General features: G+C 51.3%; 18 protein-coding genes. 7 read left to right on the plus strand and 11 right to left on the minus strand.

The genetic code is table 11. From position 1 onward, the window contains the following. The first annotated feature begins 48 nt into the window (after positions 1-48). Entirely contained in the window at positions 49-255 is a 207-nt protein-coding gene (locus tag ACZ41M_RS04010; protein ID WP_464730204.1) for a DUF3955 domain-containing protein, read from the plus strand. 108 nt (positions 256-363) lie between these two features. On the opposite strand, the gene ACZ41M_RS04015 is transcribed toward ACZ41M_RS04010, so the two are convergent. The 3 genes from ACZ41M_RS04015 to fosX form a co-directional block, all read right to left on the minus strand. Further along, positions 364-1383, minus strand: coding sequence for a PliI family lysozyme inhibitor of I-type lysozyme (locus ACZ41M_RS04015; protein WP_464730203.1), 1020 nt, complete (start codon positions 1381-1383; stop codon positions 364-366). Positions 1384-1499: 116 nt separating this feature from the next. Continuing rightward, positions 1500-1937, minus strand: coding sequence for a pyrimidine dimer DNA glycosylase/endonuclease V (locus ACZ41M_RS04020; protein ID WP_464730202.1), 438 nt, complete (start codon positions 1935-1937; stop codon positions 1500-1502). A gap of 26 nt (positions 1938-1963) precedes the next feature. Next, positions 1964-2374 (minus strand): FosX/FosE/FosI family fosfomycin resistance hydrolase, encoded by a 411-nt coding sequence (fosX, locus tag ACZ41M_RS04025; RefSeq protein ID WP_464730201.1) that lies wholly within the window; start codon positions 2372-2374, stop codon positions 1964-1966. 108 nt (positions 2375-2482) lie between these two features. Here fosX and ACZ41M_RS04030 point away from each other — a divergent pair, with 108 nt between their 5' ends. Continuing rightward, positions 2483-3427, plus strand: a complete 945-nt coding sequence (locus tag ACZ41M_RS04030) for an IS5 family transposase (RefSeq protein WP_464730200.1) — start codon at positions 2483-2485, stop codon at positions 3425-3427. 151 nt (positions 3428-3578) lie between these two features. Here ACZ41M_RS04030 and ACZ41M_RS04035 read toward each other — a convergent pair whose 3' ends face one another. The 4 genes from ACZ41M_RS04035 to ACZ41M_RS04050 all read right to left on the minus strand — a co-directional run bounded on the left by ACZ41M_RS04035 (position 3579) and on the right by ACZ41M_RS04050 (position 7691). Further along, positions 3579-3887 (minus strand): hypothetical protein, encoded by a 309-nt coding sequence (locus tag ACZ41M_RS04035; protein ID WP_464730199.1) that lies wholly within the window; start codon positions 3885-3887, stop codon positions 3579-3581. A gap of 268 nt (positions 3888-4155) precedes the next feature. Further along, positions 4156-5385, minus strand: coding sequence for a tryptophan synthase subunit beta (gene trpB, locus ACZ41M_RS04040; RefSeq protein ID WP_464730198.1), 1230 nt, complete (start codon positions 5383-5385; stop codon positions 4156-4158). Positions 5386-5465: 80 nt separating this feature from the next. Beyond that, positions 5466-6314: a carbon-nitrogen hydrolase family protein gene (locus ACZ41M_RS04045; protein WP_464730197.1), complete on the minus strand. Its 849-nt coding sequence runs from the start codon at positions 6312-6314 to the stop codon at positions 5466-5468. Positions 6315-6431: 117 nt separating this feature from the next. Then, positions 6432-7691 carry a pyridoxal phosphate-dependent aminotransferase gene (locus tag ACZ41M_RS04050; protein ID WP_464730196.1) on the minus strand — a complete coding sequence of 420 codons (1260 nt, stop codon included), beginning with the start codon at positions 7689-7691 and terminating at the stop codon, positions 6432-6434. Between the two features lie 307 nt (positions 7692-7998). On the opposite strand from ACZ41M_RS04050, the gene ACZ41M_RS04055 reads away from it, so the two are divergent. The 4 genes from ACZ41M_RS04055 to ACZ41M_RS04070 all read left to right on the plus strand — a co-directional run bounded on the left by ACZ41M_RS04055 (position 7999) and on the right by ACZ41M_RS04070 (position 11521). Next, a complete protein-coding gene (locus ACZ41M_RS04055; protein WP_464730195.1) occupies positions 7999-8412 on the plus strand; it encodes an Mth938-like domain-containing protein in 414 nt (137 codons plus the stop codon). A 56-nt stretch (positions 8413-8468) separates the two neighbouring features. Beyond that, complete coding sequence (locus ACZ41M_RS04060; RefSeq protein ID WP_464730194.1) at positions 8469-8954, plus strand: peroxiredoxin; 486 nt, start codon at positions 8469-8471, stop codon at positions 8952-8954. Between the two features lie 91 nt (positions 8955-9045). Next, the gene (locus tag ACZ41M_RS04065; protein WP_464730193.1) at positions 9046-10908 is read left to right on the plus strand and encodes a PhoH family protein; all 1863 of its coding nucleotides are present in this window, start codon (positions 9046-9048) and stop codon (positions 10906-10908) included. 28 nt (positions 10909-10936) lie between these two features. Further along, entirely contained in the window at positions 10937-11521 is a 585-nt protein-coding gene (locus tag ACZ41M_RS04070; protein WP_464730192.1) for a DNA-3-methyladenine glycosylase I, read from the plus strand. Between the two features lie 504 nt (positions 11522-12025). Here ACZ41M_RS04070 and ACZ41M_RS04075 read toward each other — a convergent pair. From ACZ41M_RS04075 to ACZ41M_RS04085, 3 genes are all read right to left on the minus strand, one after another. Further along, positions 12026-12409 carry a hypothetical protein gene (locus ACZ41M_RS04075; RefSeq protein ID WP_141630298.1) on the minus strand — a complete coding sequence of 128 codons (384 nt, stop codon included), beginning with the start codon at positions 12407-12409 and terminating at the stop codon, positions 12026-12028. Positions 12410-12520: 111 nt separating this feature from the next. After that, on the minus strand, positions 12521-12946 hold the full coding sequence (locus tag ACZ41M_RS04080) for a hypothetical protein (RefSeq protein WP_464730191.1): 426 nt from the start codon (positions 12944-12946) through the stop codon (positions 12521-12523). A 57-nt stretch (positions 12947-13003) separates the two neighbouring features. Further along, positions 13004-13579: a hypothetical protein gene (locus ACZ41M_RS04085; RefSeq protein ID WP_464730190.1), complete on the minus strand. Its 576-nt coding sequence runs from the start codon at positions 13577-13579 to the stop codon at positions 13004-13006. A gap of 139 nt (positions 13580-13718) precedes the next feature. On the opposite strand from ACZ41M_RS04085, the gene ACZ41M_RS04090 reads away from it, so the two are divergent. Further along, complete coding sequence (locus ACZ41M_RS04090; protein WP_464730189.1) at positions 13719-14708, plus strand: integron integrase; 990 nt, start codon at positions 13719-13721, stop codon at positions 14706-14708. A gap of 21 nt (positions 14709-14729) precedes the next feature. On the opposite strand, the gene ACZ41M_RS04095 is transcribed toward ACZ41M_RS04090, so the two are convergent. Then, the gene (locus ACZ41M_RS04095; protein ID WP_464730188.1) at positions 14730-15608 is read right to left on the minus strand and encodes a DNA ligase; all 879 of its coding nucleotides are present in this window, start codon (positions 15606-15608) and stop codon (positions 14730-14732) included. Between the last annotated feature and the right edge of the window lie 8 nt (positions 15609-15616).

Below are 15616 nucleotides of genomic sequence, written 5' to 3' on the forward strand. Positions count from 1 at the left end.
CTGTGCGTATTAAACCCATACGAACAAAAATGGATGAGGAAACCAACTATGCTGAAAAAAACCGCTTTTCTCCTGCTCGTGGCTGGTGCGCTGTGCCTGCTCGCGTTCAATTTGATCGGCTCTACCGTCGATGCGCAAGGTGTTTTGCATGAGCCGTTTGGTCTGCTGCCAATTGGCTTTTTGCTGATTGTACTGGGCGCACTCATTTATATATACCAGTTGGCCAAAAACAAATGGGGTGCAGGCAAACGATAGGCCGGTGCTGACGCAGCACTGAGCCGCCAACTCCACTCATCAGAAACACCACAAAAAAAGCCTCCGACATCGGAGGCTTTTTACTCAAAACACATCCTTGAGCACTCATCAATCCATCGGATATTCCACAATGCGGTCAATCACAAATTGACGTGACGCTTCGCCATCGCGCATTTTGTATTGGATTTGGCGCATTATGCCGGTGCTCGGGCGGCTATTCGTATCTTGAGGAGCATAGACAGGGAAACGTTGTACAAACGTATTTTCCACCACAGCAAATTCATCGTGCCCCATATAGCCTTTGCCCGCTTTGGCGTGATCAGCAATATTCGGGAAAGGGACTTGGCTCAATGACTTATTGCGATTGGATGAATACGCAATTACATTACCATAGCTACCGCTGCCAGCTGATTGCGTATACACCAGCAATTCAGGATAGCCATCGACATTGAGGTCGCCCAATTCAGCACCCACCACTTGGCCATCGACTGGCATTGTGATTTTGCTATTGTCCACTTTAAATCCGTAAGGCTGGATGGTCAACTGCTGAGTAGAGCCTGCCCCCGTAGCACTTACGTTAAAACCCACCTGATTCCATGAGTTTAAATTTTTCTGGAATACGCGTGGATCGACTTGGCGCTGATCGAGTTCGCCATTGATTTTGCGGTAAGTGTCGGCCAAGCTACCGCCACCGGAGCAGTAATAATTCAGCACGCCGCGATCCGCATCGGATTTCGTCGAGATGGTGACCGTATCACGGGCAAAGGTGAACAGAATGTTTTTGCCTTCCACTGACGCTTGATACACCGTCGGGCTGAGTGGCTGTACCACCGCATCAAACGTGCAGGTTGGTTTCTTTTTATCCGCGCGTGAGCGTACGGCAATGCGCAGCTGCTTCTGATCCGCAGGAGCAACCGTTACACCGACCCAATCGTAACCTTGTGCCCGTTTGTCGTAGCCTTCGGACGCATACGAACCCAACAGCTGCTGAGTAGTTGTCGCACCCGGAGCGGAAGCCTGTGGCTTGGTTGCTGGAGCAGTGTCAGCCGGACGTTGCGCCGGCGCGCTGGCACAACCCATAATAACTAATGCACACGCACCCAACACACTTTTTTGCAGAAAACTCATAACGAATCCTTTTATCAATAATTAGTACGTCCCTCACAATGAACGCCTTGATTAAACGCACGATACATCTTAGCGTTGACGGATGAATATAACTTGTCAACGCATCAGATGGCTGCTCACAACACTTTTTCCCAAGCCTCAACTTCACCCGCCACTGGCACAAACAAAGGGTGGCATTCGGGCGTTACCACACCCGCCCATTGTTCATACACCGCGGGTGAGCGCGCGGACAACTTGCGCAACAGGTGCGCCCACTCATACGCCAATTGTCCCTCAGTCACTGTCATGCGCGCGATGGCCGATAAAGACTCAGCCTGCACTTTGCTCGCATCAAAGCGATAACCCCGCGCCACCGCCTCGGCATATACAGCCTGCAAATAGCACTCCATCGCGCCCAGCGGATCCGCATGCTGTTGGAATCGCAGCAACTGCGGATGCTGGCGGTAGCCTTTCGTTTCGCCCTTGAGCACCGCCCGCGCGAGCAACGACTCACGCCACAAGGCAACCAAACCCTGCGGATCAAGGTATTTCGGATGTAAAGACCAAACACGCATAAAACTCCCAACCCAAACAATTACATTCAATCACTCAGCGCTCGATAACTAACCAAGCGTTGCTCCAGCGTCCCCGTGTGCAGCTCAATCAAATGGCCATCAAAATCATGCACATACAGCGATAATCCCTCGCCTGCGACACGCGGACGAGGCGGCTGAAAACGCACGCCCAACCGCTGCAAATTGCGTTCATACTCCGGCAAAGATGCCTCATCTACAGCAAACGCCACATGCCGATACGAGCGCTCGGCAGGCTCACCCTGCATCACCGCGATCCACACGCCGCCCAGCACAAAAAATCGCTCAGGCGCGGTGGAAAAATACCGCTCGCCACTGTCATACACCATCTGCGCACCCAAGCCCTCACACCAAAACTGTGTGGCTCGCTCCAAATCACGAACGATAAAGGTGATATGACTGATACCGGAAATCGACATAAATAGCCCTCTAAAAATAACATAATACTTTAAGGAATCACGGAACAAGTCACGCAATCAGAGAATTGAAATAAAATAGTCACATCTTAAAAACACCAGAGGCATCCGATGCAGCAACTCAGTTTATCCGGCACGTTTGACAAATATCGTAAACGCACCAAACAAGAAATCTTCCTTGAGAAGATGGACAAGCTCATTCCGTGGAAAGAACTGTGTACCGTGATAGAACCGCACTATCCCAAAGTTGGCAAGGGTCGTCCACCACGAGGTCTGGAGCGGATGCTGCGGATGTACTTCGTAGCCCACTGGTTCAACCTTGCCGATGAAGCCTGTGAAGACTTTCTGTACAACATGCCCACAGCCCGCCATTTCTGTAAATTCGACCTTGGCAATGAACCCATCCCCGATGCCACGACATTGGAGAACTTTCGCCACCTACTTGAACGTCACAAGCTCGGCGAGCAACTCTTTGGAGTGGTCGGCAGCCTTCTGGACAATGCGGGGCTACGACTATCTGGCGGCACGATCGTCGACGCCACCATCATTGCTGCACCGAGTTCTACCAAAAATGCAAAGAGCGAACGCGACCCTGAAATGAGCTCCACCAAGAAAGGCAATCAGTGGCACTTCGGTATGAAAGTACATATCGGCGTGGACAGCAAAACCGGGCTTGTTCACAGCAGCACCGTGACTACCGCAAGTATTCACGACAGTCAGGAATTACCCAATCTCATGCACGGTGATGAAACTCGCGTGTACGGCGATTCGGCCTACATCGGCCAGAAGACCACTATGCGTGAACGCTCATCCAAAGCCAAAGACTTTACCAATCACCGCAAATTCCGCAATCGTGACCTGACCGATGAACAGCGTATGAGCAATCGCCGCAAGAGTTCTGTGCGTGCCCGTGTTGAGCATCCCTTCCTCTGGATCAAACGCATTTGGGGCTTTGCAAAAGCGCGCTACCGTGGCTTGGCTAAAAACGCTAATCGTGCGTTTGTCCTGCTTGCCTTGTTCAACATCGTCAAAGGAAATCGACCTTTGACACCATAAATCCGTCTGCAATGCGCCAAAATACGGCGCATTGCAGTAAATCACCCGTTTATCGGGACTATTTGTGATGAGTTTGAGGGGGATTCCGTTTTCAAACTCATCACTTCAATTGAAAATGGGATGGTGTGAGCTTAATCCGCGCTTCCTTAACTTATTTTAAGTCTTTGACCTTTAGCGTCATTGGCCGAACCCAAGAGAACAGCCATAAGCCTAAAGCAATCAACGTACCTACGAACAACGTAAATACGCCCGCAATAAATAAGCCTATAAAAGGACTAAGCAATAAACCCAAAGCACCCGTCAATGGCTGACCATTCCACCTCACTGTGTTGAACCCAAAAAGCGCCAATACGCCCATCAGCGTAGAAAACGGTACCATAAAACTTAAAAGACCAACCCCAAACAGCTTGTATATTGACCCGACAGATAAACGAGCAATTTGTATTGTATGCATAGTCATAATCATTCTTTCATAAAGCAAAAAGGGGAATTGGATTCCCCTTTGAGGCTGTTGACAAAGTGGTACATACGCCTAAAAAAGCTCCGTCATTCCCGCATGATTTTAGCGGGAATCTATTTTGAGACTCTAACCAATTGTTTCTATTAGAATTTCTGGATACCCACTTGCGCGGGTATAACGGCATTTTTCTTAGATTTTGTACTGAATTTGACATTGAGAAGGTTTGTCAGCAATTTGAAAGGGGAATTTGATTCCCCTTTCTCTACCATCACAAACCTAATTTTTGAATCACAAAGTCGATGTCTTTATCGCCTCGACCCGACAAATTGACCAAAATCGTTTTGCCCTGACCTTCCGCGCCCAGCTCGCGCGCGCGGCGCAGCGCATAGGCGACGGCGTGTGAGGATTCCAGCGCAGGGATGATGCCCTCTTCGCGTGAAAGCGTCATGAATGCATCCAAGGTTTCTTTGTCCGTTGCGGTTTCGTAGTTCACACGACCGATGTCTTTCAGGTGGCAATGCACCGGCCCGACCCCCGGATAATCCAAGCCGGATGCGACGGAGTGTACCGCCGCTGGGTTGCCATGTTCATCTTGCAACACATAGCAACGGAAGCCTTGAATATGTCCCGGTTTGCCCAGCGTCAATGTCGCCGCATGACGACCGGTGTCCAGCCCTTCGCCCGCAGGCTCTACACCCACGATGCGCACCTCTTTTTCATCCAAAAATCCGCTGAACAGACCAATCGCATTCGAGCCGCCCCCCACGCAGGCCGCCACTTCGTCCGGTAATTTTCCGGTCATTTGTTCGAACTGTTGGCGCGCTTCGCAGCCGACGATGGATTGAAAATACGACACCATTTCAGGAAATGGTGATGGCCCGACCACCGAGCCGATGGCAAACATGGTGTTCACCGGATCTTGCAAATACGCGCCAAACGCGCTGTCCACCGCTTCTTTGAGCGTGCCCGCCCCTTCGGATACGGGAACCAGTGTACAACCGAGAATTTTCATGCGAGAGACGTTCGGATGCTCTTTGGCGATGTCCACCACACCCATGTGAATTTCGCATTCGAGGCCGACCAATGCGGCCGCCGTGGCCAAGGCTACACCGTGTTGCCCTGCGCCGGTTTCGGCGATGACCTTTTTCTTGCCCATTTTTTTGGCCAACAAGACTTCGCCGATGCAGTGATTGATTTTATGCGCGCCGGTATGGTTCAGGTCTTCGCGCTTGAGGTAAATCTGTGCGCCATTCGGCACCAGATTGGAGAGATTTTTCGCGTGGTAAATCGGGGATGGACGACCGACGTAGGTTTCTTGCAAGCGTTGCATTTCATTTTTAAACTCGTCGTCCTGGATGATGTCGTAAAACGCCGCTTTGATTTTTTCCATTTCTGCGGCCAGCACCGGATGGTCTACCGCGCCGCCGTAGGAACCGAAAAAGCCTTGCTCGTTCGGGCGCATCATTTGGGGTAAATCGTTGATATTCACACAGTTCATATTTTCCTCACTTAAAGGTTAACTAAAGGGTTAATTAAAAGGTTAGTTCAAAGGTTGGTTAGAAATCAGATGATTGCGCTTTATAAAACGCGATGGCTCAGAGCCGGAATGCTGCTGCGCACCCGCTCAATTCGAGACAGTTTGATCGGTGCGGCGATCACGCCTTCGCCGGTTTCGTGCACGGCTTGCACCACACCCCACGGATCGATAATCATGCTGTGGCCAAAGGTTTGGCGGCCATTGTCATGGCGTCCGCCTTGTCCGCACGCCACCACATAGCATTGGTTCTCCACCGCACGCGTACGCATGAGTAATTCCCAATGCGCCTGTCCGGTGGTGAATGTGAACGCCGCGACGTTTACCCAAGCGATCACATCACGCGCCGCGCGATACAGCTCGGGAAAGCGCACGTCGTAGCAAATCGACAAACCGATTTTGCCCCACGGGCTGTCCCACACCACAGGCGCTTGCGCGGTATCACCCGCATAAATCGTGCGCGCCTCGTCGTAGGACTCCATACCGTTATTAAAGCCAAACAAGTGGATTTTGTCGTAGCGCGCCACCACCGCGCCATCGGGTGCGTAGACCAAGGTGGTGTTGTACACCTTGTCTGCATCGGGACATTTGAGCGGAATCGTGCCCGCGATCACATAGACCTGATGTTGTTTGGCAAGCATTTGCATCGCCAATTGAATCGGCGTGCTGTCATCGGGCAGATCGGCGCGATAGTCTTCGGCCACTGCCACTTTATCCGTGTCTTTTTGCCCCATGATACAAAAATATTCGGGCAATACCACCACCTGCGCGCCCATGTCCGCCGCCTGCGCAATACCGCGCGCGGCTGCATCAAGGTTATCTTGCACCGTGGTTGAGGAGACCATTTGTACGCAGGCAATCGTTAAGGGAGGATGTAGGTCGAGTTCGGACATAAAATCATTTCTAAAGAAGGATTACCTGTGCATGATAAAGTCTACCCAAGCACAAAAGCAATATCGGTGAATAAAAAAGCCCGAATCCGCAGAATCGGGCTTGTCCATGCCTATCATTTAGCCGGGCGTCGCTTCGGCCTCGATCAGATGATTCGTCCCCGCGCGCTCACGGTAAAAAGCGAGGAAGCGCGCGAAGCGTTTGATCGCTTCTTTGAGCTCTTCTTCATGCGGTAAAAACACAAAGCGCAGATGATCGTTTTTCACCCAATTAAAGCCGGTGCCTTGCACCACCAGCACTTTTTCACGCTCTAAAAATTCGAGTACGAACTCTTGATCGTTTTGAATCGGGTAAATCTTCGGATCCAGTTTCGGGAACAGGTACATGGCGGCGTTCGGCTTGACGCAGCTCACGCCCGGAATCGCGGTGATCATGTCGTAGGCCAAATCACGCTGGCGACGCAAACGACCACCCTCGGCAATCAGATCGTTGATGCTTTGATAACCGCCGAGCGCGGTTTGAATCGCATGTTGACCCGGCGCATTGGCGCACAGGCGCATGGAGGCGAGCAACACCAGCCCTTCGATGTAGTTTTTCGCCGCTTCTTTCGCGCCCGACAAAATCATCCAGCCGGCGCGGTAGCCACAGGCGCGGTAGTTTTTCGACAGTCCACCCATGGTGATAAAAAATACATCATTGGCCAACGAAGCCATGGAAACGTGTTTGTGACCGTCGTACAAAACTTTATCGTAAATTTCATCCACCATCACAACCAAGCCGTTTTCACGCGCCACCTGAATGATGTCGAGCAGTACTTCGGTCGAGTAAATCGCGCCGGTCGGATTGTTTGGGTTGATGACCACAATGGCTTTGGTATTCGGCGTGACTTTGGCGCGAATGTCGCTGATCGACGGATTCCAGCCGTTTTCCTCTTCGCACAAATAGTGCACCGGTGTACCACTGGCCAAACTGGTCGCGGCCGTCCACAGAGGATAATCAGGGGACGGCACGAGCACTTCATCGCCCGGGTTGAGCAAACCTTGCATGACAAAGCCGATCAATTCGGACACGCCGTTGCCGACGATGATGTCGTCCAAGGTCACGCCTTTGATGTTTTTTTGTTGCGCGTCGTGCTGAATCGCCTTGCGCGCGGAGAAAATCCCTTTGGAATCGGTGTAGCCACCCGCTTGGCTGATGTTACGCGCCAAATCCTGCTCCATCTCCTCGGGTACTTCGAATTTGAATGCGGCCAAATTACCGATGTTCAGTTTGATGATGCGCTGCCCATCGGCCTCCATTTGTTGCGCCCTTTGCATGATCGGGCCGCGGATATCGTAACAAACATTGTCGAGTTTATGAGATTGGATGATGGGACGCATGATAATTAATCGTAAAGTTAAATGAACGGGATAAATACTTATTCTGCTTATTCGCAAAGGCAAAACCATGAATTCATGGCGGATCCGGTTTGATGTGATATTTATTGGTGATTTAATCCGAATACACACGCAAAACTTGCTAAAATGCCTCAAACTCGTGCAAACATTCGGTGTTCGCACACTGATTTTTTTGCACTGCAACAGTATACGCCTGTTCCCCGCATTTTTCCATATAAAAGTCTATTTTTTGATGGTTTTCAAAAAATATTCTGGATAAATTTAAATAAACATTAAATTTTATTAAATTATGTTCGCAGAAGCCCAACCCAACCCATTGCAAAACACCATTACCTCGTGCGTGGACGGTGAAATTGCCATCAATAAAGTACCGCATCACAGCAGCCTGTTGATCCCGCCCATTGGCACGGTCAAAACCCTGCCCATGCGCACCGTACAGGAGCTGAGCAGCGCCGATCTGCCGATTTGGCAAGAGATGCTCAGCGGCCAGTGCAGTGACAATGGCGAAAAACCTGAGGTGGTGATCATCGGTACGGGTAACCGTCAGGCATTTTTGCCACCGAGCGTACTGGCGCCGTTTTACCAAGCCGGCATCGGTGTGGAGTGCATGACTTCAGGTGCTGCCGCGCGCTCGTACAATGTGCTGATTAGCGAAGACCGCCGCGTACTGGCATTGATTTTGCTGCCCACGACGGACAATTGATGAATATGACAAATGTTAAATAATTGATTTCAAAATATTTTTGATAAAGGAACACCATGAGCACAAACGCATCTCTGAATCACGTTGTCACAGACATTGATCTACACATGACCACCGCCACCGCAGGCGAATATCAGCCGTTCAAACTGTCCGATTACCGTGGCAAAACAGTGATTTTGTATTTCTATCCGAAAGACAGCACCCCCGGCTGTACCAACGAATCCATCGCGTTTCGTGAAAACTTCGCATCATTTGCCCAAGCCAACACCGTGATTTTCGGTATTTCGCGCGACTCGCTCAAATCACATGACCGCTTCAAGGCCAATCTGGAGCTGCCGTTCGAGCTGATCAGCGATCCCGAAGAAGCGCTGTGCCGCCAGTTTGACGTCATCAAGCAAAAAATGATGTATGGCAAACAAGTCGTCGGCATTGAGCGCAGCACCTTTGTCATCGATGCCAAAGGCACGCTCATCCACGAATGGCGCAAAGTCAAAGTGGACGGTCATGTGAACGAAGTTTTGGCGTTTGTGCGCACGCTGTAAAATAATTGACACATGACAAAAAGATGTCACAGTCACATCGTACAATGACATACAAGTAATAAATTAACCACCCAACGGAGAGCGACGCACCATGCCACTACCCAAAGCCCCGAGCAAAAAAGGCAGCTTATTAACGCAACTGACGTCCAACGCAACGTCTAATGCGACACCCCGCATGACACCGAGCACTACCCCGCTCTCCGAACAAGTACCCGCTTCAACCGCAGTTTCAACCACAGCCTCGACTACGCAAGCCAAACCGAGCCAAACGCACGCCGCAACACCGGCACACGCTGCACAGAAGCCGCACCAAACCACGACGCACAGCGCACCGCCTGCTGCCAAGGCAAAACCGATCTCAACCGTGAGCGGTGCAACTGCGCCTGCTACTCAAAAAGTGACGCCTCAAAATGTGCCGAAACACACACCGAATCATGCATCCAAGGCCGTCTCCTCAAACGCAACCGCGCAATTAGCCAAACAGCCGACCACGTCGAAAAAAGCACCTCATTCACGCGCGCGGCGAAAATTCGAACAAAACGACGGAAAAAAATTATTCGTACTCGATACCAACGTCATGTTGCACGACCCGAGCTGCTTGTTCCGCTTTGAGGAGCACGACGTTTACATTCCGCTGATTGCTTTGGAAGAACTCGACGCGCACAAAAAAGGCACGACCGAAACCGCGCGCAATGGTCGCTCGGTCTCGCGTATGCTCGATCAGTTGATGGCTGCCAGCCCGAACGATTTGGAACAAGGCATCCCGCTGAACACGCTCAATAAAATCAGCTTCACCGACCAGCTGGGCCGACTGTTTTTCCAAACCCAATTGATCAGCAGCAGTGATGCCGAATTGATCAAAGCATTGCCCGTGGGCAAAGCCGACAACCAAATTCTCGGTGTCGTGCACGCCATGCAAACGCAGCACAAAGACCGCACGGTCGTATTGGTCTCGAAAGACATCAATATGCGCATCAAGGCGCGCGCGCTCGGTCTGAACGCCGAAGACTACTTCAACGATCAAGTGATTGACGACGTAGACGTGTTGTACGACGGCCAATTTGCCCTGCCTGTGGATTTTTGGGAACACCACAGTAAAAACCTTGAATCGTGGCAAGAAGGCGCATACACCTACTACCGCGTCCAAGGACCTTTGGTCAGTCAGTGGTCAATGAACGAATACCTGTACTACGAGCATCCCGACACCACACCGCTGCATGGTCAAGTGGTTGAAATCGACCCGACCGGACGCAGCGCGGTCATCCGCACCTTGATTGACTACACCAATCCGAAACACGGTGTTTGGGGCATCGGCGCGCGTAACCGCGAACAAAACTACGCGCTGAACGTGTTGATGGACACCAATATTGACTTTGTCACCCTACTCGGTCAAGCCGGCACGGGCAAAACCCTGCTCACCATCGCCGCTGCGCTGCAACAAACCCTCGAAATGGGACGATTCGCCGAAGTCATCATCACCCGTGCAACCGTCGCTGTCGGCGAAGACATTGGCTTCCTCCCCGGAACGGAAGAGGAAAAAATGACCCCGTGGATGGGCGCATTGCAAGACAACCTCGAAGTGCTCATCAAAGGCGACGCCCACGCAGGCGAATGGGCACGTGCCGCGACCGGCGAATTGATCAAAAACAAAGTCAAGATCAAAGCCATGAGTTTTATGCGCGGTCGCACCTTCGTCGACAAACTGCTGGTCATCGACGAAGCGCAAAACCTCACGCCCAAACAGATGAAAACCCTCATCACCCGCGCCGGCTCCGGCACCAAAGTCGTGTGTATGGGCAATCTGTCGCAGATCGACACGCCGTATTTGACCGAAGCCTCATCCGGTCTGGCGTATGTGGTGGAACACTTTAAAAACTGGCCGCACAGCGCGCACATCACGCTCAAGCGCGGTGAACGCTCGCGTCTGGCCGATTTTGCCAATGAAGTGCTTTAAATTTTGACCATCAGTTTTGCCCCATCAGATGAGTAAACACACCCACCCAGATCACCCATGCCGCTGTGCATGGGTTGATTTGACCAAACCCGACTACATCGCCTACCACGATGACGAATGGAGCCAGCCCGTACACGACGACCGTGTACTGTTTGAGTTTATCGTGCTAGAGTCCGCACAAGCGGGACTGAGCTGGTACACCATCCTGCGCAAGCGTGAAAACTACCGCCGCGCCTTTGACCAATTTGACCCGAATATCATCGCACAATACGACGATGCCAAAATCGCCAGCCTGCTGCAAGACGCAGGCATCGTGCGCAACCGGCTGAAAATCAACGCCACGGTGCAAAACGCCCGCAGTTTTTTAGAAATACAAAAAGAATTCGGTAGCTTCGATACCTACCTCTGGTCATTTGTCGGTGGCAAAACAATCGATCAAGCCTTTGTCAATCTATCCGACTACCCCACCCATACCGCAGAATCCGACGCCCTCGCCAAAGACCTCAAAAAGCGTGGCTTCAAATTCATGGGTACAACGGTTTGCTACGCCTTTATGCAAGCGGTGGGATTGGTCAACGACCATCAGAAAAACTGCCTCAAACGAAAAGCGTGAAAACCGTAGGGTGGCGCAAGTGCGCAGCATTTGCCCACCACGCTGCTCATAACAAAGGGACGCAAACTTTGAACTCACGCCCTTAAAACGCTCAAAATCATCCCACGCACCCAATCACCAGATATCGTAAGTTGCAATCAGCAAAGTCCATTGCATCTATACCCTGTGCAATCAAAGCAGTAGGTACGATTAGCGTAACGTAATCGTACGGATGAAACGACGGTATAGGCATTCGTACGATTACGCGATTGCATCGCTAATGAGGCGCGAGTTGAGCGGAACCCGCGCTGGGTTGGAGCGCACGTAAGTGCGCGGAAACACGAGTGGGCGAAGCTGCGTAGCAGTTTCCGCTCGAACGATATGTTCGAGGGAGCATCGCGACCAAGGACATAGCGTTCATCAACTCGCGCCCCATTCGCGGTCGCGTAGCGACCGCGAACGTACTAGTTCAGCGGCCGCCGAAGGCGGTCCGCTGGAACGACGGGTTGGGCGGCATTTTGCAACTCATTTCTTGGTGAGATTCTTGTACGCCCCCAAAGCCGCGCCAATTGCAGCTCCCGCGGCGGGACCAATTAGTGGCACAGGAACCGCTATCGCTGCACCGACAACAGCGGCAGCAGCGGAATCCTTTGCTAGGTCGGATTTGGCTGCCTCAGATGTGACGCGGGCAACTTCTGTGGCCGCACTTTTCGCTAGGCTCAGGCCTTTTTGCGTTAGCTGCTTTAGATCTTCTTGATCCAACTTCCCGTCGCCATCTTGGTCGAGAATCGTGGTGGCTACAGTAACTGCAGAGTTTTTCGCCGTTTGTAGTGCGGATGAGATCGAACTGCCGGCGCTAGAGGCCGACTGCTTGGCGCCATTTGCGATGTTTATCAGCTGATTTTTCATTTGTGATTTCCCCGAAATTTTTGGTGCTGCACGGATTGGCCTGCTGCCTAACGCCTGAATTAAGCCGCGCCGCGAAGCGGCGTCGGCTTGAATGAATTGTTAGGTACCAGCTTACGCCAGTTGCTTGCCGAGGCGTAGATGAGCGGGTGACAAACGTTTAACGCTGTCAAAGGCACTTCTGTACGCAGAGACCTCCCATTGCCATGCCTCTTGAATCTGGTATTGGGAATCATAGAGAACCCAGATCAGGTAGTCCCAGTCGTAGTTAGTGGCTTTAGGAACCCACGTCACGAAGCTTCCGCGCTTGCCACTGGGACGATTGCCTTTGACCTGGTACCGAGCGCCATTGAAGATGAAGTCATGGCCCTTTTGAACGGCCGTTGTTCCCTGCATGGCGCATGAGTACGAATCTGTGGAGCAGCCGACCAAACACGCGGCGTCATACTCCGACAGAACGGTGGTGATCTGAGGGGCATTGCCGAATGCACGCTCCCAAGCGAGCGTGACTCTTACCAACTGCTCGCGCAGATTTTCCATGGCACCTAACACCTGAGTTAAGCCGCGCCGCGAAACGGCGTCGGCTTGGACGAATTGTTATGTTTCAGCCGGTTCCTTTCGTGCCCGATCAAGAAAGCCAATGTTCTTGTTGAAGGGCGGCTTGGAGATCCGCAAGAGAAGTGATTCAACGTGTTTTGGATAGTCATCAAATGATGTTGAGCCAACATCGTATGCCGAGATATACCTCACCACTTCCTTGCGAGTTTCCGGTTTGCTCTTGATGCCTTTGGGGAACGATACATCTATCTTTCGGCAGATAGCGGCGTTAATTTCACCGAGCAGCTTGGTGGCCTTGCCGACGTAAAGCAGATTGCCTAGGGCATCGTAGAACGCGTAGATGCCCGGATCATTCTTGTGTTCGCCGAGCATTGCCTTCAACTGGGTCAGTAGAGGCGCATTATGATCAAACGGCCAGAATTCCTGAATGACTTTAAACTCGGGGACGAGTGCGACGCTGATGAAGTATTCAATTGTTGAGCGTTGTGGGACACGCTCTCCATTGCGCCATTGCTCGATTGTCTTCTCGTGATAGCCGGTCCTCTCAGCAGCGCCCTTTGTGCTCTTGTAGTACTCCCTAACAACGAAATCGAAAAACTCACTTCGAGTTGCCATGTTGTCTCCCTGAAACATAACTATACTTATACGTCAACATGACGCATAACATGAAAAATAACTTGACTCATAACATAACTCCCAATTACGATTGATGTACATCATGTTATCTATGTTTATGAACCATGTCAATTAAAAAATGTCTATTAACACAGCCATCTCCAAACCACCTAAATTGATTGATGAACTGCGAAAAAAACTACGCTACAAGCATATGAGTTATCGCACTGAGCAGGCTTATGTCGGTTGGGTTCGGCGCTTTATTTTATTTCACCACAAACGCCACCCCAGAGAAATGGGTAAGCCTGAAATAGAATGTTATTTGACCTATTTGGCGAACGATTATGGCGTATCTGCCTCGACCCATCATCAGGCTCTGTCTGCATTGCTTTTTTTATACAAAGAGGTTTTAGGGATTGATTTGCCTTGGTTGGATGAGATACATCGCCCCAATCGTACCAAGCGTTTACCCGTTGTACTCACGGCAAACGAAATATCTTCAATACTCTCTCAATTAGAGGGGGCGCATCATTTGATGGTGCGTTTGTTATATGGAACGGGATTGCGCTTACACGAGATGTTAATGTTGCGAATCAAAGATATTGATTTTGATATGAATCAATTGATCGTGCGTTCGGGTAAAGGTGATAAAGATCGGGTAACGGTATTACCCAAATCTCTTGTCGCTGAACTCCAGCAGCAAATAGTACTGGCTCGAATGGTATTTGACGCAGATCGCGCTGCTGAACACAATGGTGTGATGTTGCCAGATGCGATTGAACGAAAATATCCAAACGCCGGAAAAGAATGGGCTTGGTTTTGGCTATTCCCAGCTCAAAACGAATCCACTGAGCCACGCGAGGGTATTGTGCGCCGTCACCATACCCATCCTCAAGCCATTCAGCGAGCATTTAAATCATCGGTCTTGCGTGCAGGTATATCCAAGCCCGCTTCTTTGCATACATTACGACATAGTTTCGCAACGCATTTATTGCAATCGGGTACAGACATCCGCACCATTCAGAGTTTACTGGGGCACGCCAGCGTTAAAACCACGATGATTTACACCCATGTCATTTCTCAAGGTGGGTTTGGGGTTATTAGTCCTTTAGACCGCATCATGAATTGAACATAAATATGGGTTTTTACCTCAAAAACTCAACTTCTCATCCACCCTCACCCGCAAAAATCGTGGAAATCGCGGCTGTCCTTTTTTCGTCAATCCATTAAATTGATAGGTAATTACAGTGCCGATCACGGGTGGATTCGTTCGCGTCGCGTCTGTCAAACCGCTGCCGACGTTGAATTCGCGTCCGTCATCGGTGCGCACGCGTAGTGAGCCGACTTTACCCGCGTATTTGCCCGTACCCGGATTGTGTGCGATGACAGTGGCTTCGGCATCTTGGCGCAGTTTGAGTTTGTACAGCGCGTCGCTGCGGCCGGTTTGGTACGGTGCGCTGGCCAGATGCAGCATCAGCCCTTCACCGCCTGCTTGGGTGATGGTGTCGAGTTGGTGCAGTAGTTCGGCGCGGTCGCGCACGCGCCATTGTTTGACCGCTTGGATATTCGGTGCATTGATATGCTGTGTGATGCGTTCGATCCGCGCCATGCGTTGGGTGAAATCGCCGTATTGGTTCTGTGGATCGGGTAACTCAAAAACCATGTATTTGATCTGTTTCCACGCAGTATCGTCGGGCTGCGCATCGCGCACGACGCTGACCACGCGTTCAAACTGTCTGCGCCCGATCCACAGTTCGCCATCGAGCGATATGTCGGGTAGCTGCGCGGTAAAGTCGTTCGGCAGCGCAATGACCGTGCCATTGCGTGAGTACATTCGGCGCTGTTTGCCGTCCCAGTAGCCACGCACGCCGTCGTATTTTTCGCTCACCCAATAGTGGCGCACGTCCACGTTTTCGGGCAAGATTTTGGCCAATATCATTTCGGGCGTTTGCGCCTGAGCCGAAACCGCCACCCACAATAAAGCCATCAAAGCCCATAATCGGGCGCTCCAGCGCTGATACCCCAGCATTTTTATCC

This window comes from Puribacter membranae (genome assembly GCF_055380425.1).